Here is a 26,724-nt window from a genome sequence, read left to right on the forward strand (position 1 = left end):
TGTGTTTAGTCATCTATAAACCAACTGTCTCACAAGAGCTAACCGTGGGTGTCTTGTGTTTATTGTACCTATATATAAGTGGTTATGCGCAAAGCGACGATATCTATAAATTATTAACATGTAACATTCTTTAGTTTTTGAGGTCTTTTACAAAGATATCAGCTACACTGATAAATAGTATGGTACGTAACGATTTTTGTGCAAGGAGGAAGCATGTCACTTTCCAATCAGGAAATATCACAACAGGCGGGTGAATATTTGGATACCGCGCTTGATTTTCTTATGAGGAAAATCGAAAAAAAAGCAGTTTCCGCTGAAGGTATCACCGCACCTCACATGAAGGAAGACGCCGAGTTTGTGGCGCACGAGCTTACGCGTGTGGGCGTGGATGCTCAAGTGATTCAATCGCGCAATGCTGACGGTACTCCCGGTGCGTGGGAAGTTGTGGGTTCTAAAATTGTTGATCCATCTGCAAAAACTGTACTTCTATACGCACATCACGACGTTCAACCTGCTCCTAATGAAGATGGTGTTTGGCAAACCGATCCTTTTAAGGGGACCATTAAAGGAGATCGTTTGTATGGTCGTGGTGCATCGGACGACGGCTCGGGCATTGCAATTCATTTAGGCGCATTGAGTATTTTGGGTGAAAAACTTGGTGTAAATATCCGCTTCTTCATCGAGGGTGAAGAAGAGATGGGGTCCGATAGTTTTATCCCCTTTGTAAAAGATCATCCAGAATTTTTTGATGCGGATATTATGATCGTTGCCGACTCGGGTAATTGGTCGGCAGAAATCCCTAGTCTTACAACTTCTTTGCGCGGAAACACCAATATTGATGTTGAACTGCGTGTTATGGATAGTCCTCGCCATTCAGGTGCATTTGGAGGTCCAATTCTTGACTCTCATACACTTGCTGCCATGCTTATTGCACGCATGTATGATGATCAAGGCAATCTAGTGGTTCCTGGTGTGGAGTCTCAAGAAGTGGTAGGCGGTTTGCAACAAGATATTGACGAGGCACAATTTAGAGTCGACGGTGGTGTGTTGTCTGGTGTCAAGCTGGCTGGTTCTGACTCTCTCGCTTCTCGTTTGTGGGTAAAGCCTGCTGTTACGGTTATTGGTTTTGATGCACATCCTGTAGAAGGGTCGTTTAATGTAATTTCTCCTTCTACCAAATTTAGACTATCGCTGCGCACAGCACCATCGCAAGACCCCGAACAAGCACAAAAAGCACTCGGAGAGTTCATGGTGCAAAATGCTCCATTTGGCAGCCATGTATCGTGGACACCTGTGGATAAGGGTCGTGGTTGGGCAATGGACGCGCACAGTGAAGTGAGCAGAATAGCAGAACAGGCATTGGAAGACGCATTTGAAACACAGCCTATCAATCAAGGTCAGGGCGGATCAATTCCTTTTATTCCTGATTTATGTGAAATGTTCCCCAAGTATCAAGTTTTGGTAACAGGTCCGGAAGACCCTCAGGCAAATGCACATTCACCCAACGAATCTCAGTCGATTTCGTCGCTGAAAAAACTCATAGCAGCAGAAGCTATGATGTTGCGTGATTTTGCCGAGCTTGCATAAGCTTTTGTGTATTAATAGCATTTTTGTACCCTCGTGTAGTTTTAGATTGCGCACGCCAACAGCGCACTCTAAGCATGCGAGGGTATATATGTAATAATGTTTGAGTCTATTTCTGCATATGAACAAACAACATTTATATTATTGAGAAATGCACCAAACGACTTTATAGTAAACATTTTGAAAGCAAATATTGTTTCTAAAAGTATGGATAAATCTGACTGCGCGTTGTATACAGATAACAGCTCAAGGGTAAAAAAGTTACTGTCTTGTGGTTGCTCTTTTAAATGTTGCGACCATATTTTTTGCAAAGCAAGATAAATGCGAGACTGCGCGCTTTGAGGAAACTTGAGCACCTTGGTGAGCTTTTGTTTGACTGCGGTGGTGCTTGTCTTGTGATGGTTGAGTGTATCGTATTCGTCTATATATTCAACAATTTCATATGCATCTGACTGTTTTTGCAGATATGCGCGCACGTTGCGGCCGTTTTGGCAATTTTTATAAAGAATACCTTGGGTTATCATAACAACCTCTTTTGTTGTTGTGGTTTTGTATTATTGTACGACAGATTTTTGAAAAAACAAACAAGTGTTCTATATAATTTTTGTGATGAGTATGCCTTGTGTATATAAGCTATGGAATTGAAGAAGCAAATTTATATATAAACTTATAAAACACGCGTGCACCGGACGCGCGTTCAACAAGTTGGAAGTTGGTAAGTTGTAGTATACTTCGAAGTTTTTCTACAAAAAAAAGAGCCGCTAGACGACTCTGTAAAAATTCAAATGGTGCGGCGTATAGGATTCGAACCTATGACGTTCTGATTCGTAGTCAGACCCTCTATCCAGCTGAGGTAACGCCGCGTTGTGTACTCTTAGTATAATGCTCTTATAGCACGTTCTTGTCAAGCGTGAATTGCAAACAAAATTTAAAATTTTTATTTTTTTCTAAAATACACATGTATATGCATAAGTTAGTAAGTATTTGCACGAACAAAACCATGATTTTTATTTGGTGATTCATTATTCTTATAAGTATTGATGACATATTGGTTATTATGTGATAATATTTTCCATTGCAAACGGAGAGCTGACCGAGTGGCCGAAGGTGCTCGCCTGCTAAGCGAGTATAGGGTGCAAACTCTATCTGGGGTTCGAATCCCCAGCTCTCCGCCAGTTTATTTTTGTCTTTCCTTTATGCATATTTGTAAGACTTTGTACCTATAACGCATTTACATATATAACAGAGTTAGAATAAGGCGTTATTGGTGTTGTTTCGAGGCAATCATGACTCAATTTAGCTTAGAAAAACCCTCATGCATTTGTCGCTGGAGAATTTACAATCAGCAGCTTCCCTTAGAAAACAGACTATTACGCGCTTTATCGCGTCGTGTGGTTAATGGAAAGCAGGTTGATAAGCGCCTTGTTGCATGGGCAAAACAGCATATAGAGTGGACTCTTGCCTCGGGATCGCAGTGTTATCCCAATGGTGTTCTTATGCTTGTTATAGACGAAAAGGGTCAAGCAGCTATGAGTGTGGGACCCTATACAAATCTTGCACATCCTCATGTATCTACCTTTTGTGCTCGTGCCCAAAGCGCGCAAGACGAGGCCAACATTACACATGTTGCACCTGAGAGCTTGTGGGCTCGGCGCGCAGATACTCTTTTATGGTGTGCACAAGATATCGAGCAGCCTAACGGCGTGACCTCTTTGATGATTGATCTTGCTAAAACCCTTGGCATACGCGTTATTAAGGATAAAAACTTGCTTAATGAGGTTCAGAGTAAGCAAGCAGAAGTATCTGAAGTGTTTTTAGTTTCTGATGAGCACGGCGTTGTAATAGACAATGACCATTCTTCAAGTTTGACTAAACAGCTTGCACAAAGCTATCTTAAGCTTCTACAGAGCACTTCAAAAAACGCTCAATAACCTAATCTCATGAGAAGCTCCAACATATTCTCATGAAATTGTTAAAGCTTCCCTTAGATCAAAACCCCTTGAATCCATGGCCAATGATTTCGGTGGTATTAACAATAGTGGTAAAAGCGTCTGGATCATTTTTACGCAAAAAGATAAGCAACTTTGCTGCTTCTCTTCTGGTGAGCACGCTTACCAGTTCGATTTCTGGTTTACCTGAAAATCCACCGTATTCTTTTCTAACCGTGGCGGTCCGATGGAGCTGTGTTACCAAGAAATTAAGAACCATGTCGGGATTTTTGCTGATAATGGTACAGACTTTTTTAATACTTACGCTTTCAACTACGGTATCTACCACAAAAGCCTTGGCAATATGTCCTAGAATGCAATAAAGACCAATACGCGGACCAAACAAATATGCAGAAATCGCAACAATAACAGCATCGACAATCATGAGCGCCTTGCCAATTTCTACGGCAGTATATTTTTTGAGAATCATAGCAAGAATATCGGTTCCGCCTGTTGAGGCACCAATATTAAACGCAATAGCACTTCCCGTTGCAGGCAAGATAACAGCAAACGCCAGTTCAAGCAGGGTATCGTTAGTAAGAGGCTGACTCATTGGTACAAAAAACTCAAGAATGGTTACATAAGCTGATAAGGCTAAAGAAGAATACACCGACCAACCAACTGTTTTTTTATCTAAAAAGATAAGCCCTAGAACAACTAAGAGAATATTGACAGCCCAAATAAATGCACTTAAATGAAGGCTTGGGAATAGATATGCCAAGATAATAGAAAATCCTGACGTACCGCCCATAGCAAAGTGATTGGGCGCCTTAAAACACATAATACCAACTGCATTTATAATGAGTCCAATATTAAGAATCAGAAAAAACTTTATCGAACTTGGATGATCGCGTTTGTCGGCAATACGCGTACCTGCCTCAACCTCTTTTTTATTCAGTCGGTCTTGAAATGCCTCCATACCTCTCTCTTTCCTTGCTTGTATGAGAACATCTATGTGCATGAATGGTACTATATATCCTTGTGTTTCACGCTCAATTCATATTTTTACACAATGGAATCTTTTAAGCGCAACACTTTCAAGTTTATACGTTTTTACGAATATTTATAAGAAGATGTGTATAAATTATGCACGGTCGGCACGTTTATTCTTGTCAGAAAATTTAATCACTTAAGACTTCATATGCCTGTAAAACCGTTACAATGTTAAAACGCATATAAAACCCAAATTTAGGAGGTCGTGGTGATGAATACAAATAATTCAGAACCTCTTACATCTGCACACGAACAGGGTCTTGGGAAAACCCCTGCATGCGATGGTCGTTCAGGCGCGACTGTGTTGCATAAAAGCATGAGTGCAGAACAAGCTGCAAAAATTGCAACAGTTGCGGCGTTGTACGGAGCAATGACGCTGGTAGTTTTAAGCGTTTTTTCGGGATTTGCCTGGGGTCCTGTTCAATTTAGAGTCTCGGAAGCTCTTTGTGTTCTGGCTCTTTTTTGTCCCGAAGCTGTTGTAGGTCTAACTGTTGGTTGTGTTTTGGCAAATCTCATTAATATCTCGCTTTCAGCAACTGGTATTTTAGGATTGCTCGACGTTGTGTTTGGTTCACTTGCAACGCTGATTGGCGCTTGGTTTACCTGGCATTTTAGAAAAAAGCCTCTACTGGCACTTTTGGGACCAGTTGAAGCAAATGCTTTTATTGTCCCTGCATATCTTCCATTTATACTTGCGGGTATTGGTTTTTATACCATTCCTTTTACAGAGATTTCTTTGGATGCGTCTTATGTTGCGATGTACGTGTTTGGCGTTGTTGCCACAGGTGTTGGTGAGGCTGCTGTGATGTATATCGTTGGCTTGCCTTTGTATAAAGCGCTTGTTAAGGCTGGGTTAGGTAAATTTCTAAAAACAGACTCTATGGCATAGTAATTAAAAATACCGTAATATATATGGGTTTTTCTTTATATTGAACATCAACGGTACAATGTAATATTGCACATCTAATTGAGCGAACACGATTTATTACAACAGGTAAGGAGCGTAGCACATGCACAAACAAAGCTCACATGTTAGCTTTTCGTTTCGTATGTGCTCGCTTTTTGTGTCTGCACTTGTGTTGGTCTTGTTGCTTGTTTGGGGTGTTGCTCATTCCAATCTTTTAAGCGCCTTGTTTGCAGGCGTTATGCTGGCAATTGTTGTGGCATGGAGCACCGCACAGCTTGTATCACCTGTTGACAAGCGCCTTCAAGCAACCGAGCGCACGCTTCGAGTTGCGTCGGCAACGCTTGTTCACATGGCCGATGGTCTGTCTGAACAAGGTTGTATGGCGGTATGTCAATTACTTTTATCCGAAACAGCGGCAAGCGCTATTGCTATGACCGACACGCGCACAACGCTTGCGTACGTGGGAAGCGAAGCAGGGATCGTTCCTGTTGCCACTAAGATAAGCACTGCTGTAAAAAACGTATTGGAAAGCAAACGCGTTCAAACATTTACGTTAGGAGATCAGGATGAATGGAAGGATGAATTTTCTTTTTCGTCTCCTCAATCATCTAAACTTGTACCGTTTCCTGCGGGAATCATAGCACCCTTGATTGTTTCTGATAAAAGCGTTGGAACACTAAAATTGTATTACGCACGAAAACAAGATATTACTCACACTCAAATCACTATCGTATGTGGTTTGGCAGAATTGTTGTCTACACAACTTCTTGCATACGAGCTGGATAGACAGGCCGAGCTTACGGCGCGCGCCGAGGTAAAAGCACTTCAAGCGCAAATAAATCCTCACTTTTTGTTTAATACGCTTAATACTATTGCGTCTTTTACGCGAACCAATCCAGAAAAAGCCCGTCTTTTATTGCGTGATTTTTCATCGTTTTATCGTCACACGCTAGAAAGCTCTCAAACACTTATTCCGCTTTCAGAAGAATTGCAGCAAACACGCAGGTATTTACAGATAGAAAAAGCGCGCTTTGGCGAAGATCGCATTATAGAAAACGAACGCATAGCACCTAATTGCGCAGACATTTTGGTGCCGGGTTTTATGGTACAGCCAATTGTTGAAAACGCTGTTCGTCATGCCATGAAAGACGATGAACCCCTGCATATTGATGTTTTAGCAGTAGTAGACGATTGTGATGTACTTATTTCGGTGTGTGATGATGGTTTGGGTATGGATCCCGAAACAGCCGATAGATTATTGCAATCAACCAAAACTTCAATAGCACATGATCCACGTGGAACAGGTATTGCACTTCGTAACGTTGCAGAACGAATCGAACGTTTTTACGGTGCAGGGTCAGGTGTTGAAATAGTTAGCAAACTTGGCGAGGGAACCTGTGTTACACTGAGGCTTTCGCGCGAAGCGCGACCTTCTTGTGTATAAACCCTCTTATACATAAGTTGTTATACATCAAGAATCTATCTCACATAGATATAATGCTTAAAGGCACAACCCTAGGTTACTTGCTATAATACATGGGGTGATATACTGAATACCTAAAGACAACAAACGTAATGATGTATTCCTTATAGGGAGGAAACATGCAGGTTATTAATGCATTGATTGTGGACGACGAGGCTCCTGCGCGTTCGGAACTTAAGTACTTGCTCGAACAAACCGGCCGTGTAGCGCGTATAGAAGAGGCATCAAGTGCCCGTAGTGCTGTTGAGGCGCTGGTGCGCAGCAAAGAAGGCGCCGAACAAGCAACCAATGTTATATTTTTGGATATCTCAATGCCAAAGATGTCGGGCATGCAGCTTGCTGAGGCGCTTCACAAACTGAATAATCCGCCCGTTGTTGTTTTTGTTACTGCATACAGTGAATATGCCCTGGAAGCTTTTGATGTAGACGCTATTGACTACCTTATGAAACCGGTAGAAATGGACAGGCTGCTTCGTGCTCTTGATAAGGTTGAACAGCACTTACAGCCTGCGGGCGTGCCTCGTGCTACGCCTGAGAGAATTCCTGTTGAAAAAAACGGCAGAAAAGTGCTCATTCCCATTTCACACATTCGGTACATCGAGGCGCGCGATGATTATTCGTGTATTTACACGTTTGATGAACGATTTTTATCTACGGTTTCACTTGCAAAATTTGAAGCCAAGCTTGCCGATCACGGTTTTTTTAGAGTTCATCGTGGGTATATTGTTAATCTCGAACAGGTTGAAGACATTGAGGCGGTATCCGCAGGCATTTTGCAATTGGGTATCAAAGACGTTCCCGATAAAAAAATCCCCGTATCACGCCGCCGCGTTGTGTCTCTCAAAAGGGCTTTAGGCTTGTAGAATATCTGCTGGTTGAAGGGCCTACATTTTATCTTTACTTGTGGTGTTTTGAAAAGAGGCTGATATGCGTATTGATATTATGTCCGATACCCATGGGCATCTCTCAGATGCTTTGCTTGCAGAAATTAAGGGTGCAGATGCACTTGTTCATGCAGGTGATATGTGCTCTCTTTCTGACTACGACGTGTTGTCGCATATAGCGCCGCTTTATATGGCCAAGGGAAACAACGATTATGGTTTTGACTACGGCTCGTTTGTAAAGAATCTCACCCACTTTTTCTTAAGTGGTTTACGGTGGCAAGTTTGCCATTATCGCGAGCGCCTTGACCTTGTAACTTGTGATGTGGCAATTTGCGGTCATACCCACATTCCTTTTATTGCTCACGACGAAAAAACCGGCACTTTGGTTATGAATCCAGGTAGCACCACATATCCACGTAGTGAAGAAGGACCAACTATGGGCCGTATATACTGTAGCGACAAAAAAGTGGAATCTGCCGAAATCATTCATCTCTCGGCGTAAACAATTAAGATTTTAACTTACACCATATTGACAGGCGAGCTATATAACATATGTTCGATATTTACTGATGTAAGTGTTTTTTGCGATGAGATGCTTTTTCTCCAAGGTCTTTTTCGAGCATAAAAAGAGGCGCAATCACTCTTGTGTAGACAGCAAGCCACGCAAGTGATACACAAAAGCCAGCAAGTACATCGGAAGCATAGTGTACGCCCAAATACACGCGGCTTATACCAACTGCAATAACGCATAGGGTAAAGCCAAGCATACAGGTATATTTGACCGTCTTATCGCGCTCATAATTCCAAACCATCCAAATAAGCAAACCGTAGAACGCCATAGCAATCATTGAGTGTCCAGAGGGGAAGCTATAGCCTGTTTCGCTAATAAGGCGAAATCCGTCGGGTCGCGGACGGTGCACAATTTCTTTAAGAATAAGGTTGAGTATAACAACTAAAACAAGATTACACGCCGCGCAGGCTCCTGGTTTTTTACCCGGAGCAAATGCCTCAACCGCCAAAAGCATAACTGCCAACACTACAGGAAGAGCAAGCTCAGAAATAGACTGCATAATAGGGGTAAGCCACGATCTTCTCATGTGCACAACAATAAGCTCATAAGCGGCGTTGTCAAAAGCAATCACATCGCCTTGGAGAATTTCTACCATAAGCGCTAAAAAAACAATAGTGGCAATAAAACCTATGACAATGAGGATGTTCTTTTTAACGAGACCTGCAAGTTTTGAAGGTAAAGAGCAAAGTGTGAGTTGCGCGGTTTTAGACATAAAACCTCTTTGAGTAAAATTGAACATTAGATGACGCTTGTGGATAACCTGCTGGCTCACATAACAAGCGTGCGCGACAGGCGTAAGACCGCTATTACAATCTATAGAACCTAGCGTAGATGTAGTGCAAACGGACGCACAAAACCTGAGTATGGTGTTTATGCGTCCGCAAGATTTCTGTTAAAGATGTGCTTCAATTTCACTGACAAGCTCATCTTTAGGCATATTGCCTACAAGGGAATGAACAGCGTTACCGTCTTTGAATAAAATAACTGTTGGAATTGAGACAATCTGAAATTTTTGAGCAAGCTCAGGCTCTTCGTCTACATTGCATTTATAAACAGCTAATTTATCAGCCATTTCCTCTGAGATTTCTTCGATTTTAGGACCTAAAGCGCGGCAAGGACCACACCATGTTGCCCAAAAATCAATAAGAACAGGTTTGGTTGACGAGCTGATGATGGAATCAAAATCAGCTGAAGTAATAGCTTGTGCCATAATAACTCCTTGAAAATTGTACCGATGGTAACCCACGGCAAGAAAGCCTATGTATATGTAAGGTTATACCCAATCCTCTGCGTTGTTTTCAAGGTCGGTTTATCTGTTTGCTCATTCTTTATGTGCATAAAAAGAATGGGTAATTGTGCGCTGATAATCCGCCTTAACGCAGCATGTCTTACCGCGTGTACAATTTTACCTCTTGTCGATAAAAATTGGAATCATGTGTGTGATATGCTTTAACATATGCAACTTTTTGTGTAAAGAGGTGTGTTGTTCTGGAAAACTTTGAATCAAAATTAAAGCAGAGCCTGTTAAGTAAAACAACACAAGAGCTTACTAACCTGCTTGATGACAACGTGCTTATTGATGGTAATCCTTATGCAAGTATTGTTGTAGTAAAGCAGCTCTTAGATAAAGATTGTTCTACTTCCGATACGTTTTTACACAAAGACGATGGTCAAGCGCTGCGTAAGGCGTGTGTAGCTCTTGGGTTTGCTCCCAATGATTTTTGTGGTATAAGCACAGCTTTATGCAAAAACCCTCAAGAAAATCTAAGACTCAGCTTAACTGCGTTGGATCCTTTATACGTTATATTGTGTGACGAACAAGCACAGGCTGATTATGAAGCAGAATTTTTGGATAATCATCACCTAAAAATAGGGTGTTTGGAACATCTTCCCATGCATGTAGTACTTGCCTTAGGAAACTTTAGTAAAGCACTTAAAAGCCCGGCTACCAAACAAGCCGCATGGCGTGCGCTGAAAAGCCTTACTCGTCCAAACGCGTCGTAAGCGCATCATTGCAGAGCGTGTGTGTATACAAAAACATTCTTTATTAATTGCATGCTTGCGCTACACTTATAAAGGGACATAAACAAAAGGAGTATGTATGAATACGTGTACATCACACATAAAAGCACCTATTGATGCAACCACAACCGATGCGTGGAAAAAGTTACAAAAACATTTTGATGAGCTGCAGGCACAAGGCATAGATTTGCGCTCATGGTTTAAGGATGATCCGCAGCGCGTAGAAAAATACTCCTATGAAGTTAACGACCTACACTTTGATTTGTCAAAAAATTTGATCGACGATACCACCAAGCAACTTTTGTGTGAGCTTGCTCAAGAATTGGGTATTGAACAGCGTCGTGATGACATGTTTAGCGGTAAGCACCTTAACACAACCGAAGATCGCGCTGTTTTGCATACTGCACTGCGTCGCCCTGTTGACGAGGTTGGAAGTCTTATAGTAGACGGTCAAGACTGCGTTAAGGATGTTCGTCACGAGCTTGATCGTATGTATGCCTTTGCAGATCGTGTTCGCTTGGGTCAGTGGAAAGGTGTTACTGGCAAACGTATAGAAACCGTTGTTTCTATTGGTATTGGTGGATCGGACTTGGGTCCGGTTATGGTATACGAAGCTCTTAAGCCTTATGCTCAAAAAGGGTTATCGGTTCGTTATGTTTCCAACATTGATCCTAATGACATGGCCGAAAAAACCAAGGATCTTGACCCCGAAACCACGCTGGTAATCATTGTGTCCAAGACGTTTACTACGCTTGAGACTATGACCAACGCTCGTGAGGCTCGTACATGGCTGTTGGAAGGACTGCAAAAACAAGGAGCTATTGACGCTTCTGATGCTAAACGCGCCGAGGCTATTGCTAAGCACTTTGTTGCGGTGTCTACTAACTTAGAGCTTGTTGCTCAGTTTGGCATTAATCCCGAAAACGCATTTGGTTTTTGGAACTGGGTTGGCGGTAGATATTCTGTTGACGCGGCAGTAGGTCTGTCGTTAATTATTGCATTTGGCCCTGTGGTGTTCGAGGAATTCCTTAAAGGATTCCACGATATGGATACGTATTTCTGCAAAACTCCCTTAGAAGACAACGTTGTATTTTTGATGGGTCTGTGTAACATTTGGTACGTCAACTTCTTTGGTGCTCAAAGCCACGCTGTTTTGCCTTATAACCAATATCTTCACCGTTTTCCTGCGTATTTGCAGCAGCTTACTATGGAGTCCAACGGCAAGTCAACGCGTTGGGATGCAAGTCCAGTAACCACTAAAACGGGTGAAATTTTCTGGGGTGAAGCGGGTACTAATGGTCAACATGCGTTTTACCAGCTTATTCACCAGGGAACCAATCTGATTCCTGCCGACTTTATTGGTTTTGTAAACACCAAACATCCAACCAAGGACGACCAACAAGATATTCATGAGCTGTTTTTAGGCAACTTCCTTGCACAAACTAAAGCATTGGCATTTGGTAAAACTGCAGATGAGGTTCGTGCCGAAGGCACTGCCGAGTGGATGGTTCCTGCTCGTATGTTTAGCGGCAATCGTCCTACCACCTCTATTTTTGGTGTTGAACTTAACGCACACACGCTTGGTGAGCTTATTGCGCTTTACGAACACATCACCTTTGTTGAAGGTAGCGTATGGGGTCTTGACTCTTATGATCAATGGGGCGTTGAGCTTGGTAAACAGTTGGCTAAGCAAATTACGCCAGCATTTCACGATGACGAGGCTCTTGCTGCGCAAGATGCATCTACGCAAGCTCTTATTAAGTTTTACCGTAAACATCGTAAATAGTTCAAACGTTTAGGCTGTGCTTGTCATGTGCGCATAACATGTGATGAGCACAGCTTAGGTCTTGGAGAACTATCCAAAACATGATACAGTAAGTACCACATAAGCGTGTCTGTTGGGTTCGGGCGACACTATGTTTCGAACCTGGTCAGGGTCGGAAGACAGCAGCCATAAGATGCCTCTAGTGGGTGTCCGCACCCAACAGGCACGCTTGTTTGTATCGTCAATTATTGGATAATCGTATGAATATTTTTTCTGAGCTTCTTGAACTTATTCGAGACCCTCGTGTTGCTATAGCATCGGCTATAGCGTCGGGACCTGTGGCGGCTTACGGTCTGGTATTTGTTATTATTTTTATCGAAACTGGTGTTGTGTTTTTCCCATTTTTACCAGGTGATTCACTCTTGTTTGTTTCGGGATTTTTTGCTCATAACGGTGGTTTTGATATAGTACATTTGCTTGTTGTTGCGTGGGCGGCGGCAATTTTGGGTGATCAATGCAATTTTGTAATTGGTCATTATTTTGGACAAAAAATCATAGCTTCGGGCAAAGTTAAAGCAATGACACCAGAGCACATTGCGAAAGCCGAAGCTTTTCTCAATAAATGGGGAAAGCTTGCCATATTTCTTGGACGCTTTTTTCCGTTTATCCGAACTTTTGTGCCTTTTATAGCAGGCGTTGGAAATATGCATTGGCACAATTTTGTACTGTACAACATTTTAGGTGGCATTGTTTGGTCAACGCTGTTTGTAGCGCTTGGATACTTTTTTGGCGCAATTCCCGAGGTACAAAAGCATTTTGAACTGGTAGTTGTAGGTATTATTGTTATTTCAGCCATACCTCTTGTTGCGGGCTTCATCAGGTCTAAACTAACTAAGTAGTACATATTTTAAGTACGAAAGAGGTATTGCTTCGCGCATGTTTGCAAGAAGCTTATAGAGACGCTTATAGTTTTGCCGCTAGACTGTCTCTTTGAGGGTTTGCCGCCATATGGGAGGTTGTATGGAGTCGCTTTATACTAAGTATCGTCCTGCAGTGTTTCAAGATGTTGTTGGACAAACTCATGTGGTATCAACGCTGCAAAATGCTGTTCTTGAACATAAAATTGGACACGCTTATCTTTTTTGCGGACCTCGCGGTACGGGTAAAACGACGATGGCTCGCCTGTTTGCCAAAGCGTTATTGTGCACATCTCCTCAAAATGGTCTGCCTTGTGGCGTGTGCGAAACCTGTAAAAATATAGCGCAGGGCATTCATCCCGATGTCTTTGAGCTCGACGCTGCTTCTCGTACGGGTGTAGACAACGTGCGTGAAGAGATCATCGATCGCGTTAATTATGCGCCGCTTAAAGGCGCATACAAGATATATATTATCGACGAAGTTCACATGCTTACGGCGTCTGCGTTTAATGCGCTGCTCAAAACGCTCGAAGAGCCACCTTCTCATGTTGTTTTCATCTTGTGCACTACAGAGCCTCATAAAATTTTGGCAACCATTTTAAGCCGTGTTATGCGTTTTGATTTTCATCGTATTAAAGGCGATGAGATGTTTGCACATTTGCAAAAAGTTTGTACGCTTGAGCATTTTTCTGCCGACGATGAAGCGCTTAAGCTTATAGTTGAGCATGCACAAGGTGGTATGCGTGACGCACTTTCTTCACTTGAGCAGATTTCTGTGTTTGGTAAAGGTATTATCAGTAAGCGTTTGGTAGAGGATATGCTAGGCGCCACTTCGCAGACAAACCTTACTGCATTGGTACAATCTTTGGCGCTTCGCGATACCAAACGTTTGTTTGAAGAAATTGCGTCTTTGTGCGAGCAGGGGAAAAGCATCGTTCAGGCTGCTTGTGAGCTTGCCGAATATATGCGCGACGTGTATCTGGCAAAAACTTTAATGGAGAGTCGTCTCGCTTTAGACGATTATGCGGAGCTGTTTACCTGTGGTGTTGCAACATCACAGCTTGAGGCAGACGCGCAGGCGTTTAAGAATGTTCGTCACATAGCTTACGTGCTCAACGTAGTAGTTGATATGATTTCGCATATTAAAACGGCAGCAAATCCGCGATTAACATTTGAACTCTATAGCTGTCGTATGATACATCCCGTTGTAACAAATTCAACGCCCGCGCTTATAAAGCGATTGGAAGCAGTTGAGACGCAACTTGCGCAACTTACATCTGGGTATTTGCAGCAAAGTGGTGCGTCTACAGCTCATACACCTGTTCAGCACGAAGCGCGTGTACAGCCAGCGCAAAAAGCTTCTGTGCAACAATCTAGATATCAGCCTTTACAGCAGCCTGCACAAATGCGCACGCCGCAACCTGCACAACAACGGGTGCAGCAAATGCCACAGCAGCCTGCGCAACCGCCAATTCAGGCACGTGCGCCTCAGCCTGCACAACAACCCTCTCAAGCCACAGCAGTCACTATGTCGCAAGGGACTGCGGATAAAAGTCAACTTCAGCGTATGTGGAAACAGACTGTTGACAAGCTTATGGAAGTTAATCCTTCTCGTGGCTCGCTGCTTACTAATGCCGAGATTCGCTCAGACGATGGTGTTCGTTTAGTTATTGAATTGCCTATTGGATCTTCGTTTGCAACCAAAATGCTTGCAGAGCCTAGTATCTCTGCGCTGGTTCAATCTTGTGTTGCTCCGATTTTTGGTAATCGTAAGTTGGTGTATGCAGAAAGTAGTTTACAGCAGACAAATATTGCACGTGCACAAGCAGCTCAAACACCGGCTACTGCACCCGTTGCTGCGCCAACTCCAGCGCCCACCATTGCATCAGTGCCAGGTTCCGCGCCAGCACCAGCGCCTACTCCAGCCCCAGCTGCTGCACCTGTACCGACTCCAAGCGTAGCACCAGCCCCAGCACCACAGCCTAAAAGTGTTTCTACGCCTACAGCCAAGCCTACGCCGCCTGCAGCATCTCAAAACGCAATCCCCTCAGCACAAAGTGTTTCACATAGCACCGAGCCTGCTCGTGCTCACGAAAAAACAGTAGCACCTGAAACCGCGTCCTCTTCTTCGCCAACACCTTCCAGCCAAGAACAAGACCCGCAACAAACAATTCCGCGTAAGGCAACTCGTGCTCAAACACAAAAAATTCTTGACATGCTTACCGAGGCATTTGGAGAAGGAGTAAAACCTCGTATGGAAACTAGGGAAACTTCGGAATAACACCATATAATAGAAACACGTATCACGCTATACGACTGAGTAACACACAAAGGAGTCTTTATGAACATGCAACAGATGATGAAACAGGCGCAGGTCATGCAACGCAGGCTTGCGGACGCACAAGCAAAGCTTAAAGACATAACGGTTAGTTCATCAACTGGTGGGGGTATGGTAAAAGTTGAGGGAACTGCAGATGGGAAAATCACCTCAATTACGCTTGATCCAGAAGCATTGCAACCAGATGATGTTGAACTTTTACAAGATAGTATTTTGGCGGCTGTAAACGACTGTTTGGCGAGTGCTTCCGCTGCAGCAAATCAACAAATGGGTGCAGTAACTGGCGGTATGAACATTCCTGGGTTGTTTTAGGTAAGTTATGGGACAAGCATCTAATCAAGCATTACAATTTGTATTGGATGAATTTGGACGTCTGCCAGGCATTGGACCAAAATCGGCTCAGCGCATAGCATATTTTCTGATGGAAGCGGACGACGAAACTGCGCGCAGGTTGAGCAGGGCAATTTTAAATCTTAAAGAGCATGTTCATTTTTGCCCTGTGTGTTTTGCATATGCTACCGATGATGTATGTGCTTTATGCAATGATTCTACGCGCGACGTTTCAAAAGTCTGTGTTGTTTGCGAGCCTCGCGACATAGCTTCTATCGAAAAAACTGGCGTTTACCACGGGTTATATCACGTTCTTGGAGGCGTAATTTCTCCTATGGATAAAATAGGACCCGAGCAGCTGCACGTAAAAGAGCTCTTGGCGCGTCTTGCAGGTGATGAAATCAAAGAAGTTATTTTGGCGATGAACCCAACGGTTGAGGGCGAAACAACAGCTACCTATCTTGCGCGTACCATTAAAACTTTAGGCATTCAAACCACGCGTTTGGCAAGTGGTCTTCCTGTTGGGGGAGATCTTGAGTACGTGGACGAAGTAACGCTTGGGCGAGCTATTGAAGCGCGTCACGAAATGTAAGCTTTATACTTATGACCTTGCTTGTAATATGACGTTTGGCAAGAATTTGAAATATGCGGTATGAGAATTAGAGCGTTTTACAATTAGGGAAGAGGGATTGTGAATAGTTTTTCTACAAGACCAAAGCCATCACATGGGCGTCACGGTACGTCAAGCAATCAGCCGTCTAGGACTTTGAACTATTCTACTAATGCAAGCCATCATACGATGCAAGATGCATTTTCGCATGTTGCGAAAGGCTGCGGCGCAGCAGTTGAAACACGTGAAACCATAGAAAGCCTTTCTGCGGATAAGCGCGTAATTCGCGCGCGCGCAAGATCTCATCAACGAATCTTGCATCGTAAAACGTATACACAACAAACGCTTTCAGGAAATAACGTGAAAAAAATTATTATATGTTTGGTTGTGCTTATAGCCGTGTTTATAGGCGCATATTTTATCATGAAGCCATTTATCGAAAAACCCGCAGCCCCACAAGCAGAGGCGGATATGCCCCAACAACAAGTGGCACCAGAAGTTGCTATTGAATATCGGGGAATGAAATACTATATTCAAGAAAAAGACGATGGAAGCCATGTGCTTTCCGCGAAAGCCATCAACTCATCGCAAGACGACGCAAGTGAGCTTGCACAGATAAAAGGCAAGCCTATTCAGTTGATTTTATATAACGGTGCGCTGCTTATACCAGAAAATCTTTCTGATGGAACGTGGGATGTGCTTGCGTATACGTTTAGTCCCGAAAGCGTTCCTTCTCCTGTGGTTGATGCACAAGGAGCTCCTATTGTTGGTACGGGCGAATTAGTAAAAGCAGAGCTTCGTGATCCACATTTAGTGGTCACCGATGCCAATCACAAAGAAACATCTATTTCGCTTGTGTAAATACGTTGCAGTTGACTTGTGCGTCGCGTGCTGTTTTCCATACAAAGACTGAATATTGGCAGTGCTCCTACCTTGTGTTTTGTTGGGCGCGAATGAAAGTCTTTATAAATACCTCACAATTTTAAAAAAAGACTAGACAAAACAGGGCAAGATTGTGTATTATAACTTTTGCGATAACGCACGGGGTATTAGCTCAGCTGGTTAGAGCGCCGGCCTGTCACGTCGGAGGTCGCGGGTTCGATCCCCGCATATCCCGCCATTTGGATATAAGAAGCTCAGGACTCTTCCTGAGCTTTTTTATTTGCAAAAATATAATGAATACCGCAAAACAATACGTTATAATTTGTGACTGACTGGCTTATAGGATCATAGATTTATGAGAGTGAAGTGTACACCAACGAGCGTTCAAGAACAAACATACTCCTTTGAACACAAAGCTCCTTTAGCTGTTTTTGATTTTGACGGAACGCTTATTAACGGGCAGTCGGGAACACTTTTTACGCTGTATCTGTTTCGTCATCATCTTTTGTCGTGCGTTGATATGCTCCACTTAACCTGGTGGGCTGCACGTTATGTTCTTCATTTACCGTTTAATCAAGCGCAAGCGCGCGAAATTCTCTTTAAAAAGCTGGCAGGAAGATCCAAGCAAGACGTAACTCGTCTTATGAAAGATTTTCATGAGCGCATTATTATGCCCAGGTATCGAGCACGTGGAATAAGGGAAGTTCATCAAAAGCAAAGCGAAGGATGTATTATCGTGCTTGTTTCGGCAACGTTTAAAGGAATTGCCGAACAAGCGGCGCTCTATTTGGGCATTGATCATGTCATTGCAACGGACATGCGCTATGACGAACAGCAGCGTTATACAGGTTTTGTGTATGGCGATGTTGTTGAAGGCGCAGCTAAAGAGCAAGAACTTACCAAATGGGCTCAAAAGACGTTTGGTGTGGGAGCTTGGTATATTGATTTTGCATATGGAGACCATCATACCGACGACGCTTTGCTCCAAAAAGCTGTACATCCCGTTGCTATTAATCCAGGTATTGTTCTTAAATATAAAGCTCGCCGCAACAAATGGCGGATTGAAAATTGGAAACGAGCATAAGCTCATATGAAGAACAACCCTGCTTTTCCTCTATCAAGTTGTGAACTCAAGGCGTTTCGCACTAAAATTGCTCAAAAAGGTCAAGAGCTGTATCGTGATTTTGCATGGAGGAACACGGCTGATCCCTATAAAATTTGGATTTCCGAAGTTATGCTTCAACAAACGCAAACCGCGCGCGTTGAAAAGCGATTTGACGCATGGGCGCAAAAATTTCCTACGATTGATGTGCTTGCGTTAGCAAGTGTAACTGATGTCTTAAACGAGTGGCAGGGTATGGGATACAACCGTCGTGCATTAGCGCTTTTGCACGCGGCACAGATGGTTTCTGAACAAGGTGGTGTTATGCCGCGCTCTCAAGAAGCTCTTCAAGCGTTACCTGGTATTGGACCTGCTACTGCGGCGGGTATTTGTGCGTTTGCGTACAATCAGCATGTTGTGTATCTTGAAACTAACGTGAGAAGCGTGTTTTTGCATGAGTTTTTTCGCGATACTGAGCAGGTGGATGATAAGCTGTTGATTCCGTATATTGCACAAGCCTGTCCGGCAGCGGGTTTATTAAAGTCTCGCGAGCAGATGAGTCCGCGCATGTGGTATTATGCGCTGCTTGATTACGGTGCTCATCTTAAGAAAACACAAGCTAATCCCGCAAGAAAATCAAAAACGTATGTTAAACAGTCTAAATTTGAGGGGAGCCATCGCCAAAAACGTGCGGAGCTTGTGCGCTTGTTGTTGGCTTATCAAGTTAGTGGGGATGTGTGCACCACCGAATTGTTGTGTCGTGAGCTTAATAGAATAGAAAACAGCGCAAAACGTGAAGATGTTTCGTATGAGTATGTGCAGAAAACACTTGAAGAACTTGCTGAACAGGGTTTTTGTATTGTTCAAGGCGATATATGGCGAGTTGCATAAGCTTTTGTACTCATGAGAACAATTTTAATTTTTAGGTTTCATCTTCTTTTTGTTACATATATTACAGAAATGTATCTGAATTGTAACAGAAATATATTTTCTAAAACTGCATAAAAACTTAACATAGCGCAAAAATATAAGATAAAATGAAAAATATATACGATTATGAGAAAAATATCCAAGATTCTCGTTGTTTTATAAGTAAGTCCTTCTGACAAACATACATAAAAACGTGTATCTTAGGTCACCACGATTGTAGAGGAAAGGAAGGATCTCATGAATAAAAAATGGGAACTCAAGATATTAAACGCTCATGCACAACATCGTGCATGGTCAAAACACCACGTATTAGAAGCTATTTTTGCACTTGCAATTTCGGCCTTCCTTATTGCTCCACAAGCAGCCTTTGCACAAGATGCACAACATCAAACTGCTGCAAGCGATGCTCCTGCTAAAGCGCAACACGTAGACGCCCTCCCCACAGCTCAACCTGCCGTTAACGTTAATGCGGTTAACGTTGTCTCTCAAGTTCTTAAAAACACCGTTAAGGCGCCAACCACTGCGCAGGTGCCATCTGCAGCACAAGCTTCTGCGCAAGCACCCGCTGCGCCTTCTGAACAAAAGGCAACTCAAACAGACACAAAAGCTACTACTGCTACAGCGCAGCAGGATCCTCAACCCGCAGCAGGTAATCCTCAGCCACAGCAACCCACACAACAACTTGATCCAGCCAAATACAAAGACGCTTTGGGAACAGACCTCAATTTTGACTGGAACAAAGACGGTAAAACTACAGCAGACGACTGGTTTGCCTTTAGAAAATGGTTGTCAGACTATAAGCCGCTTAAACCCGATGCACAAGGTCAACCCGATAACTCCGAAGGTGGAAATACTGCCTTAGGTGCCGTTAAAATCATTACTGGTGTTTCTGATTCAGGCGACAAAAAACTTGAAAATGTTCCAGATGTATCAAAGGCAAAACAATATTACCTGCAAAATGTTGGCCAGCTTACACCACCGCGCGATCAGGGTCAAATGGGAACGTGCTGGGTTCACGCAATTATGTCTGAGCTTGAAAGCGCAATTCTTAAGAAAAAACAGGGTGACGGTGGAAAAGCTCTTGATGAGGCAAAACACAACTCTCCCATACTTGCTAACATCCCCGATGATGTAGATTTATCTGAACTTTATTTTGAGTTAAAATCGTTTACCCCCGAAAAACAAGGCAGCCAAAAAGGTGAAGGTGCAGAGCAAATTGACGATAAAACGGGTAATGTTGCTCCAGTAGCTAATAGTATGAACCTCGGTGGTTTTACTGATTTTAATGAGAACACACTTACCAACTGGGAAGGTGCGGTGAGCGAGAAAGACGAACCATACTGGCCTAAAAAAGCTCCTGGCTTTGAAGACAATTTGGATAACCGTATTAAGTATCTGCTTGGTCTTATTGATTCCGATGAGTTCTGGGAAACTAAGAACTGGGGTTATCATGATGAAGCTGCGGCAGCCAAAGAAAAACCAGTGGCTCATGTAGACGGTGTATATTATCTTCCTGCGTTTAATCACTATAAATTTGATGGCAAAGGAAATATGGATTGGGTTTCTCAAAACGACAAGGCACGCTTACGCGTGAAAGAAGCTTTGGTTAAATACGGCGTTGTACAAGTATCAATGAACGCATCAAAAGTTACACCGTATACCTATGACGATGGGGATAAAACCGTTCAAAACCATGCAGTATCTATTGTTGGATGGAATGACGATGTCCCAGCCGATAAATTCAAGGGTTTCCAAAAAGGAACAAAGCCCGCAGGTAACGGTGCATGGTTAATCAAAAACAGTTGGGGTTCGCAATCTAATACAGCTGCGGCATTTAAAAAGCTACAGGCTCAATATAAATTGAGCGATGAGCAGCTTAAAGAGAAGATCAAGGCTCTGCTTGATAATGACCAGGCAAAAGCTACGGAAAAAGATAATGTTGACTACTACGCTGACGCATACGCGAAAGCAGTAAAGAGACTTGAAAACAAGATCAAAGCAACTCAAACACCTGCACAAGCAGATCTTGACAAGCTTGAAAAGTATAAAAAACAAGCTGAAAAGTACAAGCAAGCAAAAGACAACTTTGATGAATACTATAAGAAGTTTGTACAAGAAAAGGTTGATGGCGCACTTTCTGGTAAGGGTGCCGGTTGGGGTCTAAAAGATAAAAACGGTGATAAATCGGGCTTCTTCTGGATCTCCTATTACGATCACTCGCTTACAGGCGCTCAAGCGTTAAGTGTAGACATTGCAGATGACGGTTTTGATTACGATAACGTTTATACGTACAACTACACCAAAACTGGTACCGATAATCCATTTGCGCTAAGAACGCAAGGTAGCGATACTGCGGTTGCAAATGTATTTACCGCAAAAGGCACCGAAGTGCTGAAGGCTGTGTCTGTTCGTTCTCAACTTGCTGGAACCGAAGTTAATATCAAGGTTTATTTGGTAAGCGATGATAATCTTGGTGACCTTGACCCAACGAATGATTCTCAAGTGGTTTCAGAGCAAAATTATGTTACAGAGGCAGCGGGTTTTGAGACGGTTAAGCTTGATACGCCTGTTCAGCTTAAAAAAGGACAAAAATTTGCTGTTGTAGAAACGCTGGTATCAAAAGATACCCAAGGTAAGGCTTACTCGTGGTTAAATGTGGAAACAGCTCTTTCCCAATCTGCTCAAGATCCAAATCCACATGAGAAAACGAATGCCGATGGTCTTTTGAATAAGGGTCTGCCTATGCAGTATCTCTGGACTCACGTTAAGTCTAATCCAGGTGAAACCTTTATTCGCTTGCAAACCAAGGATGGTCTTAAATGGGTAACTCCTGCAGCCCTTACGAAAGCTATAAGCGAAGGTGACGCATTTGAATTTGGTAACGCGCTTATCAAAGCATTTACGGTAAACGGCGTGCTTCCCGCAACGCTTACCCCTGCTCAACCAACGCTCCACACAGCAGGTGATGACCAAGGAGACGCTCAAGGGGATACCGATACCCAAGGAGAGCCTTCGACTGCTTCGCAGTTAAAGACTCCAAAAACCTCCGATTTAGCAGGTTCGGGTGCTGGAGTATTAGGTGGCTTAGGAGCTTTGTTCTCGCTTGCTGGTGCGTTTGTTTCGCGCAAACTGAACAAAAGATAAAGCTGTTATGCATTCATAGAGAACGGTTTTAATCTGTTCCAAAACGCGCTCGTAGCTTACGGGCGCGTTTTTTTGTTGTGCTGTTTTAGCAGTGTGGCTTGGTTGTCGAAAGTGCTGTGCGTCTGTATTGAGCGTTATGGTTTGTATTGGAGATTGGCATGACTGTAAGTAACAAACTCTACGTGATTGTGGGTAGTACGGTTGTACTATCAAGGATTTATTGTGATGGTCGTAAATTTTTAATCGCGCGTTACCAACGCTTAACTGTGGATTAGTATCAACATGCTGTACAAACACATATTGATACTCACTATATATTGTGTTATTGTTTCTTGAGCTTTATTGAACACGAGCTTGTATTGTTATCGATAAGGAGAGGAACGGGAATGCAATCTGCTTCAAACATACAACCAACATCTCAATCTCCAGTTGATTTTGCGTATGCTGATAAAGGCTGCAATATGCGTGCTGTTAATTGGAACAGAATTCAAGATGAAAAAGATCTTGAGGTTTGGAATCGTGTTACTCAAAATTTTTGGCTTCCCGAAAACATACCCGTTTCTAATGACTTGCCATCTTGGAATGAGTTGGATAGTTCGTGGCAGCAGCTCATTATTCGCACCTTTACAGGCCTTACACTTTTAGATACAGTGCAGGCAACCGTTGGCGATGTAGCTCAGATTCGTCATGCGCTTACCGATATAGAGCAGGCAAATTACGCAAACTTTGCTTTTATGGTTGCAGTTCATGCGCGCTCGTATGGAACGGTGTTTTCTACGCTGTGTAGCAGTGAGCAAATTGACGAAGCGCAGGCGTGGGTGGTTAATAACGATGCGCTCCAAAAACGCGCAAAAGCACTTATTCCTTACTATACGGGTTCTGATCCCTTAAAAAGCAAGGTTGCCGCAGCCCTTATGCCAGGATTTTTGCTCTATGGTGGCTTTTATCTGCCGTTTTATTTGTCTGCACGCAGCAAGCTTCCTAACACTTCTGATATGATTCGTCTTATTTTGCGCGATAAGGTTATCCACAACTATTACAGCGGTTATAAGTTCCAGCAAAAAGTTCGCAAGCTTACCAGCGATGAACAACAAACTGTTAAAGACTTTGTATTTGATCTTATGTATCAGCTTATTGATTTAGAAAAAGCATATTTGCAAGACCTGTACAAAGATTTTGATCTGGCAGACGATGCTATACGATTTAGCTTGTATAACGCTGGTAAATTCTTGCAGAATCTAGGGTATGATTCTCCATTTTCAGAGCAAGAAACCTATATTTCGCCCGAGGTTTTTGCACAGCTTTCTGCGCGCGCCGATGAAAATCACGACTTCTTTTCTGGTAGTGGATCGTCCTATGTTATAGGAACCTCTGAAGAAACAACCGACGAGGATTGGGAGTTTTAATCGTGCAAATTGTTTATTTTTCTTCTACCTCCGAAAACACGCATCGCTTTGTGCAAAAGCTTACCTGTGTATCTCACCGTATTCCGCTTAATCTGCAGGAGCACATGGTGGTTGACAATGAATACATCCTCATTTGCCCAACGTATTCGGGCGGAGGTAAAAACACGCACGGTCATGTAGATACGCGCGGAGCTGTGCCCAAGCAGGTTATTCATTTTCTAAACGATGAACATAACCGCAAGCTGTGTAGGGCTGTCATTGGAACAGGCAACACTAATTTTGGAGATAGCTTTGCGCTTGCTGGCCCCATTATTGCTGCTAAAGTTGGTGTTCCTCTTGCATATCAATTTGAATTATCGGGAACACAAGAAGATGTTGCGCGCGTACAAATGCTTATCGACGAAAAGATTTCTCAACCTGAGAAAGCGCCCATGCTGGTCTAAGACACACGTAATGCAAGAAACTTTCTCCACTATGTGCTGCCGCGCGCCGTTGTGTTTGTTCGCGCACTTACCGCGTGCTGTTGCGCCTGCCTATGCGCTTGATGTTCAGACGTATTATAAACCTGCCAAAGAACGGACTTACTATGTCAACTTCTACAACTGATTCTTATATTGCTCTTAATGCGCTTACGCGCTTCAAAACCGAAGACGGCCACTATAATTTTTCTGCCGATAAAAAGGCGGTGCAGCTCTATCTTAAAGAGCAGGTAGAGCCTCGTCTTAAAACGTTCGAATCGTGTCAGCAGCGCCTCGATTATCTTGTTGAACACCAATATTACGACAAGGCGGTATTAGACCTCTATAGTCAAGAAGATATAGAGGCGCTTACGTCGTTGGCTTACGAGCAACATTTTGAGTTTTTATCGCTCATGGGTGCTATGAAATTTTATATGGCATATGCACTGCAATCTGACGACAGAACAACATATTTAGAACGTTTTGAAGACCGTGTTGTAATGTGTGCTCTTTTTCTTGCCAACGGCGATGTTGCGCTTGCGCGTAATTTGGTGCTCGACCTAATGTCTAATAGATTTCAGCCTGCAACCCCCACGTTTTTGAATGCAGGCAAAAAGCGTCGTGGTGAATATATTTCTTGTTATTTGCTTCGTGTTGAGGACAACATGGAGTCAATTGCTCGTGGTATTGGAACCAGTTTGCAACTCTCAAAACGCGGTGGCGGTGTTGCTTTATGTCTTACCAACTTACGCGAAACAGGTGCTCCCATTAAAGGCTTTGCTCACCAAGCAAGCGGTGTTGTTCCTGTTATGAAATTGTTAGAAGATACGTTTTCGTATGCAAATCAGCTGGGTCAGCGCCAAGGTGCAGGAGCTGTTTATTTGCATGCGCATCATCCCGATATTATGCGTTTTCTTGACACCAAGCGCGAAAACGCAGACGAAAAGGTACGCATTAAGTCGCTGTCGCTTGGCGTTATCGTTCCAGATATTACGTTTAAGCTTGCAAAAGAAAACAAGGACATGGCGCTTTTTTCGCCATACGACATAGAAAAAGAGTACAAATGTTCTATGGCAGACATGTCTATTACCGAAAAGTACGACGAATTGGTTAACAATCCTCGTATAAAAAAGGACTATATCAGCGCACGCAAGTTTTTCCAAACCATAGCTGAGCTGCAGTTTGAATCGGGTTATCCGTATATCTTGTTTGAGGACACGGTAAACAGACGCAATCCCCACAAGAAAGCTGGGCGTATTGTGATGTCAAATCTGTGTTCCGAAATCGCACAGGTGTCTACGCCAAGTTCTTATACCGAAGATCTTGGATTTACGCAAACAGGCGTTGATATATGCTGCAACTTGGGATCTATCAATATAGCAGCTGCCATGGATCATGCGTCTGAGTTCTCGCGCACCATCAAAGACGCTATCGTTGCACTTGATCGCGTGTCGCGTTCGTCCGATTTATCGTGCGCACCTTCTGTTAATAAAGGAAACAAGCTTAATCATGCTGTTGGTTTAGGCGCTATGAACCTTCACGGATTTTTGGCAACGCACCATATTTATTATGCGTCGGCAGAGGCTGTTGACTTTGTTGATATGTTCTTTTATGCAATGGCATACCACGCATTTAAGGCCTCGTCAGAACTTGCGCAAACCGAAGGTGCCTTTGCAGGCTTTGCTGATTCAGAATATGCTGATGGCACGTATTTTAAGAAATACACCGAGCATAAGATTGAGCCTGCAACGCCGCGCATTGCCAAACTTTTGGCTGATTGCCACTTTGAACTTCCTACCCAACAAGACTGGCAAGAGTTGGTTAAAGACATTCGCGCGCATGGTTTGGCAAATTCGCATCTTATGGCAGTTGCTCCTACGGGTTCTATCAGCTATCTTTCCTCGTGTACGCCAAGTTTGCAGCCCGTTGTTTCTCCTGTTGAAACGCGCAAGGAAGGCAAAGTTGGACGTGTGTATGTTCCTGCCTATAAAATTAGTGACGATACCTATAAATATTATCAAGACGGTGCATATGAGGTTGGTTACGAGGCAATTATCAACATTGTTGCGGCTGCACAAAAGCACGTAGACCAAGCAATTTCGCTTACCTTGTTTATGACTTCACAAGCCACTACCAGAGATCTTAATCGCGCCTATATTTATGCCTTTAAGAAAAAGTGTGATTCCATTTATTACGTGCGCGTTCGTCAAGACGTTTTGGAAGGCAGTGAACATCTAGAAAGCGATGAGATTTTACCCGACGCTGCAAAATCTGACGAGAAAAAATCTGCGTTTCATTGTGATGGTTCTTCGGAATGTCAGGTTTGCATGATTTAAGGTGTGCTGCGCAATTCACCCATGAGGCTTAATAGTATGATCATGACTATGGGATAACATGAGGCGGTACGTGC

The 26,724-nt window shown here is 43.2% G+C and carries 23 protein-coding genes, 3 tRNA genes and 1 other RNA gene; 22 read left to right on the plus strand and 5 right to left on the minus strand.

Going from position 1 to position 26,724, the window contains the following annotated elements; genetic code table 11:
• Window positions 1-213 precede the first annotated feature (213 nt).
• Window positions 214-1,587, plus strand: a complete 1,374-nt coding sequence (locus tag AC5GD6_RS00360; RefSeq protein ID WP_006302231.1) for a dipeptidase — start codon at window positions 214-216, stop codon at window positions 1,585-1,587.
• A gap of 68 nt (window positions 1,588-1,655) precedes the next feature.
• Here AC5GD6_RS00360 and AC5GD6_RS00365 read toward each other — a convergent pair whose 3' ends face one another.
• Window positions 1,656-2,108 (minus strand): hypothetical protein, encoded by a 453-nt coding sequence (locus tag AC5GD6_RS00365; protein WP_276769431.1) that lies wholly within the window; start codon window positions 2,106-2,108, stop codon window positions 1,656-1,658.
• A gap of 262 nt (window positions 2,109-2,370) precedes the next feature.
• Window positions 2,371-2,447: transfer RNA gene (locus AC5GD6_RS00370), tRNA-Arg, on the minus strand.
• Window positions 2,448-2,667: 220 nt separating this feature from the next.
• On the opposite strand from AC5GD6_RS00370, the gene AC5GD6_RS00375 reads away from it, so the two are divergent.
• Both AC5GD6_RS00375 and AC5GD6_RS00380 read left to right on the plus strand, forming a co-directional pair.
• Window positions 2,668-2,759 (plus strand) — tRNA-Ser (locus tag AC5GD6_RS00375).
• A 111-nt stretch (window positions 2,760-2,870) separates the two neighbouring features.
• Window positions 2,871-3,515: a hypothetical protein gene (locus tag AC5GD6_RS00380; protein ID WP_491845982.1), complete on the plus strand. Its 645-nt coding sequence runs from the start codon at window positions 2,871-2,873 to the stop codon at window positions 3,513-3,515.
• 58 nt (window positions 3,516-3,573) lie between these two features.
• Here the strand turns inward: AC5GD6_RS00380 and AC5GD6_RS00385 are convergent, their stop codons facing one another.
• Window positions 3,574-4,491: a YitT family protein gene (locus tag AC5GD6_RS00385; protein WP_010241047.1), complete on the minus strand. Its 918-nt coding sequence runs from the start codon at window positions 4,489-4,491 to the stop codon at window positions 3,574-3,576.
• Window positions 4,492-4,776: 285 nt separating this feature from the next.
• On the opposite strand from AC5GD6_RS00385, the gene AC5GD6_RS00390 reads away from it, so the two are divergent.
• From AC5GD6_RS00390 to AC5GD6_RS00405, 4 genes are all read left to right on the plus strand, one after another.
• Window positions 4,777-5,454: a QueT transporter family protein gene (locus tag AC5GD6_RS00390; RefSeq protein ID WP_491845983.1), complete on the plus strand. Its 678-nt coding sequence runs from the start codon at window positions 4,777-4,779 to the stop codon at window positions 5,452-5,454.
• A 121-nt stretch (window positions 5,455-5,575) separates the two neighbouring features.
• Entirely contained in the window at window positions 5,576-6,916 is a 1,341-nt protein-coding gene (locus tag AC5GD6_RS00395; RefSeq protein WP_491845984.1) for a sensor histidine kinase, read from the plus strand.
• Between the two features lie 158 nt (window positions 6,917-7,074).
• Complete coding sequence (locus AC5GD6_RS00400; RefSeq protein WP_048596576.1) at window positions 7,075-7,818, plus strand: LytR/AlgR family response regulator transcription factor; 744 nt, start codon at window positions 7,075-7,077, stop codon at window positions 7,816-7,818.
• A gap of 64 nt (window positions 7,819-7,882) precedes the next feature.
• The gene (locus tag AC5GD6_RS00405; RefSeq protein WP_006302224.1) at window positions 7,883-8,341 is read left to right on the plus strand and encodes a metallophosphoesterase family protein; all 459 of its coding nucleotides are present in this window, start codon (window positions 7,883-7,885) and stop codon (window positions 8,339-8,341) included.
• Between the two features lie 61 nt (window positions 8,342-8,402).
• Here the strand turns inward: AC5GD6_RS00405 and AC5GD6_RS00410 are convergent, their stop codons facing one another.
• Both AC5GD6_RS00410 and trxA read right to left on the minus strand, forming a co-directional pair.
• Window positions 8,403-9,122, minus strand: a complete 720-nt coding sequence (locus tag AC5GD6_RS00410; protein WP_311431259.1) for a phosphatase PAP2 family protein — start codon at window positions 9,120-9,122, stop codon at window positions 8,403-8,405.
• A 180-nt stretch (window positions 9,123-9,302) separates the two neighbouring features.
• The gene (trxA, locus tag AC5GD6_RS00415; protein ID WP_061103370.1) at window positions 9,303-9,620 is read right to left on the minus strand and encodes a thioredoxin; all 318 of its coding nucleotides are present in this window, start codon (window positions 9,618-9,620) and stop codon (window positions 9,303-9,305) included.
• A 359-nt stretch (window positions 9,621-9,979) separates the two neighbouring features.
• On the opposite strand from trxA, the gene AC5GD6_RS00420 reads away from it, so the two are divergent.
• From AC5GD6_RS00420 to nrdE, 15 genes are all read left to right on the plus strand, one after another.
• Window positions 9,980-10,414, plus strand: coding sequence for a hypothetical protein (locus tag AC5GD6_RS00420; protein ID WP_303870091.1), 435 nt, complete (start codon window positions 9,980-9,982; stop codon window positions 10,412-10,414).
• A gap of 97 nt (window positions 10,415-10,511) precedes the next feature.
• On the plus strand, window positions 10,512-12,218 hold the full coding sequence (pgi, locus tag AC5GD6_RS00425) for a glucose-6-phosphate isomerase (RefSeq protein ID WP_061103372.1): 1,707 nt from the start codon (window positions 10,512-10,514) through the stop codon (window positions 12,216-12,218).
• 110 nt (window positions 12,219-12,328) lie between these two features.
• Window positions 12,329-12,422, plus strand: an RNA gene (gene ffs, locus AC5GD6_RS00430) — signal recognition particle sRNA small type.
• A gap of 35 nt (window positions 12,423-12,457) precedes the next feature.
• On the plus strand, window positions 12,458-13,096 hold the full coding sequence (locus tag AC5GD6_RS00435; RefSeq protein WP_061103373.1) for a DedA family protein: 639 nt from the start codon (window positions 12,458-12,460) through the stop codon (window positions 13,094-13,096).
• Window positions 13,097-13,217: 121 nt separating this feature from the next.
• Window positions 13,218-15,395, plus strand: coding sequence for a DNA polymerase III subunit gamma/tau (gene dnaX, locus AC5GD6_RS00440; protein ID WP_491845985.1), 2,178 nt, complete (start codon window positions 13,218-13,220; stop codon window positions 15,393-15,395).
• A 60-nt stretch (window positions 15,396-15,455) separates the two neighbouring features.
• Complete coding sequence (locus AC5GD6_RS00445; protein WP_276769416.1) at window positions 15,456-15,764, plus strand: YbaB/EbfC family nucleoid-associated protein; 309 nt, start codon at window positions 15,456-15,458, stop codon at window positions 15,762-15,764.
• A 7-nt stretch (window positions 15,765-15,771) separates the two neighbouring features.
• Window positions 15,772-16,374 (plus strand): recombination mediator RecR, encoded by a 603-nt coding sequence (recR, locus tag AC5GD6_RS00450; protein ID WP_311431263.1) that lies wholly within the window; start codon window positions 15,772-15,774, stop codon window positions 16,372-16,374.
• 99 nt (window positions 16,375-16,473) lie between these two features.
• Window positions 16,474-17,253 (plus strand): hypothetical protein, encoded by a 780-nt coding sequence (locus AC5GD6_RS00455; protein WP_491845986.1) that lies wholly within the window; start codon window positions 16,474-16,476, stop codon window positions 17,251-17,253.
• Window positions 17,254-17,435: 182 nt separating this feature from the next.
• Window positions 17,436-17,512 (plus strand) — tRNA-Asp (locus AC5GD6_RS00460).
• A gap of 117 nt (window positions 17,513-17,629) precedes the next feature.
• On the plus strand, window positions 17,630-18,358 hold the full coding sequence (locus AC5GD6_RS00465) for an HAD family hydrolase (protein ID WP_491845987.1): 729 nt from the start codon (window positions 17,630-17,632) through the stop codon (window positions 18,356-18,358).
• 6 nt (window positions 18,359-18,364) lie between these two features.
• Entirely contained in the window at window positions 18,365-19,267 is a 903-nt protein-coding gene (locus AC5GD6_RS00470; RefSeq protein ID WP_491845988.1) for an HhH-GPD family protein, read from the plus strand.
• 276 nt (window positions 19,268-19,543) lie between these two features.
• On the plus strand, window positions 19,544-22,450 hold the full coding sequence (locus AC5GD6_RS00475) for a lectin like domain-containing protein (protein ID WP_491845989.1): 2,907 nt from the start codon (window positions 19,544-19,546) through the stop codon (window positions 22,448-22,450).
• A 386-nt stretch (window positions 22,451-22,836) separates the two neighbouring features.
• Window positions 22,837-23,856, plus strand: coding sequence for a class 1b ribonucleoside-diphosphate reductase subunit beta (gene nrdF, locus AC5GD6_RS00480; RefSeq protein ID WP_491845990.1), 1,020 nt, complete (start codon window positions 22,837-22,839; stop codon window positions 23,854-23,856).
• Between the two features lie 2 nt (window positions 23,857-23,858).
• Entirely contained in the window at window positions 23,859-24,299 is a 441-nt protein-coding gene (gene nrdI / locus AC5GD6_RS00485) for a class Ib ribonucleoside-diphosphate reductase assembly flavoprotein NrdI (RefSeq protein WP_491845991.1), read from the plus strand.
• Between the two features lie 143 nt (window positions 24,300-24,442).
• Window positions 24,443-26,650, plus strand: coding sequence for a class 1b ribonucleoside-diphosphate reductase subunit alpha (gene nrdE, locus AC5GD6_RS00490; protein WP_491845992.1), 2,208 nt, complete (start codon window positions 24,443-24,445; stop codon window positions 26,648-26,650).
• Window positions 26,651-26,724: the final 74 nt, after the last annotated feature.

The sequence above is a fragment of the Fannyhessea sp. genome (assembly GCF_986145555.1).

What these genes read in the sequence shown, in the direction of transcription:
- AC5GD6_RS00360 (WP_006302231.1), top strand. Translation starts at nt 214, where the DNA reads ATGTCACTTTCCAATCAGGAAATATCACAACAGGCGGGTGAATATTTG.
- AC5GD6_RS00365 (WP_276769431.1), bottom strand. Translation starts at nt 2,108, where the DNA reads ATGATAACCCAAGGTATTCTTTATAAAAATTGCCAAAACGGCCGCAAC.
- AC5GD6_RS00380 (WP_491845982.1), top strand. Translation starts at nt 2,871, where the DNA reads ATGACTCAATTTAGCTTAGAAAAACCCTCATGCATTTGTCGCTGGAGA.
- AC5GD6_RS00385 (WP_010241047.1), bottom strand. Translation starts at nt 4,491, where the DNA reads ATGGAGGCATTTCAAGACCGACTGAATAAAAAAGAGGTTGAGGCAGGT.
- AC5GD6_RS00390 (WP_491845983.1), top strand. Translation starts at nt 4,777, where the DNA reads ATGAATACAAATAATTCAGAACCTCTTACATCTGCACACGAACAGGGT.
- AC5GD6_RS00395 (WP_491845984.1), top strand. Translation starts at nt 5,576, where the DNA reads ATGCACAAACAAAGCTCACATGTTAGCTTTTCGTTTCGTATGTGCTCG.
- AC5GD6_RS00400 (WP_048596576.1), top strand. Translation starts at nt 7,075, where the DNA reads ATGCAGGTTATTAATGCATTGATTGTGGACGACGAGGCTCCTGCGCGT.
- AC5GD6_RS00405 (WP_006302224.1), top strand. Translation starts at nt 7,883, where the DNA reads ATGCGTATTGATATTATGTCCGATACCCATGGGCATCTCTCAGATGCT.
- AC5GD6_RS00410 (WP_311431259.1), bottom strand. Translation starts at nt 9,122, where the DNA reads ATGTCTAAAACCGCGCAACTCACACTTTGCTCTTTACCTTCAAAACTT.
- trxA (WP_061103370.1), bottom strand. Translation starts at nt 9,620, where the DNA reads ATGGCACAAGCTATTACTTCAGCTGATTTTGATTCCATCATCAGCTCG.
- pgi (WP_061103372.1), top strand. Translation starts at nt 10,512, where the DNA reads ATGAATACGTGTACATCACACATAAAAGCACCTATTGATGCAACCACA.
- AC5GD6_RS00435 (WP_061103373.1), top strand. Translation starts at nt 12,458, where the DNA reads ATGAATATTTTTTCTGAGCTTCTTGAACTTATTCGAGACCCTCGTGTT.
- dnaX (WP_491845985.1), top strand. Translation starts at nt 13,218, where the DNA reads ATGGAGTCGCTTTATACTAAGTATCGTCCTGCAGTGTTTCAAGATGTT.
- AC5GD6_RS00445 (WP_276769416.1), top strand. Translation starts at nt 15,456, where the DNA reads ATGAACATGCAACAGATGATGAAACAGGCGCAGGTCATGCAACGCAGG.
- recR (WP_311431263.1), top strand. Translation starts at nt 15,772, where the DNA reads ATGGGACAAGCATCTAATCAAGCATTACAATTTGTATTGGATGAATTT.
- AC5GD6_RS00465 (WP_491845987.1), top strand. Translation starts at nt 17,630, where the DNA reads ATGAGAGTGAAGTGTACACCAACGAGCGTTCAAGAACAAACATACTCC.
- AC5GD6_RS00470 (WP_491845988.1), top strand. Translation starts at nt 18,365, where the DNA reads ATGAAGAACAACCCTGCTTTTCCTCTATCAAGTTGTGAACTCAAGGCG.
- AC5GD6_RS00475 (WP_491845989.1), top strand. Translation starts at nt 19,544, where the DNA reads ATGAATAAAAAATGGGAACTCAAGATATTAAACGCTCATGCACAACAT.
- nrdF (WP_491845990.1), top strand. Translation starts at nt 22,837, where the DNA reads ATGCAATCTGCTTCAAACATACAACCAACATCTCAATCTCCAGTTGAT.
- nrdE (WP_491845992.1), top strand. Translation starts at nt 24,443, where the DNA reads ATGTCAACTTCTACAACTGATTCTTATATTGCTCTTAATGCGCTTACG.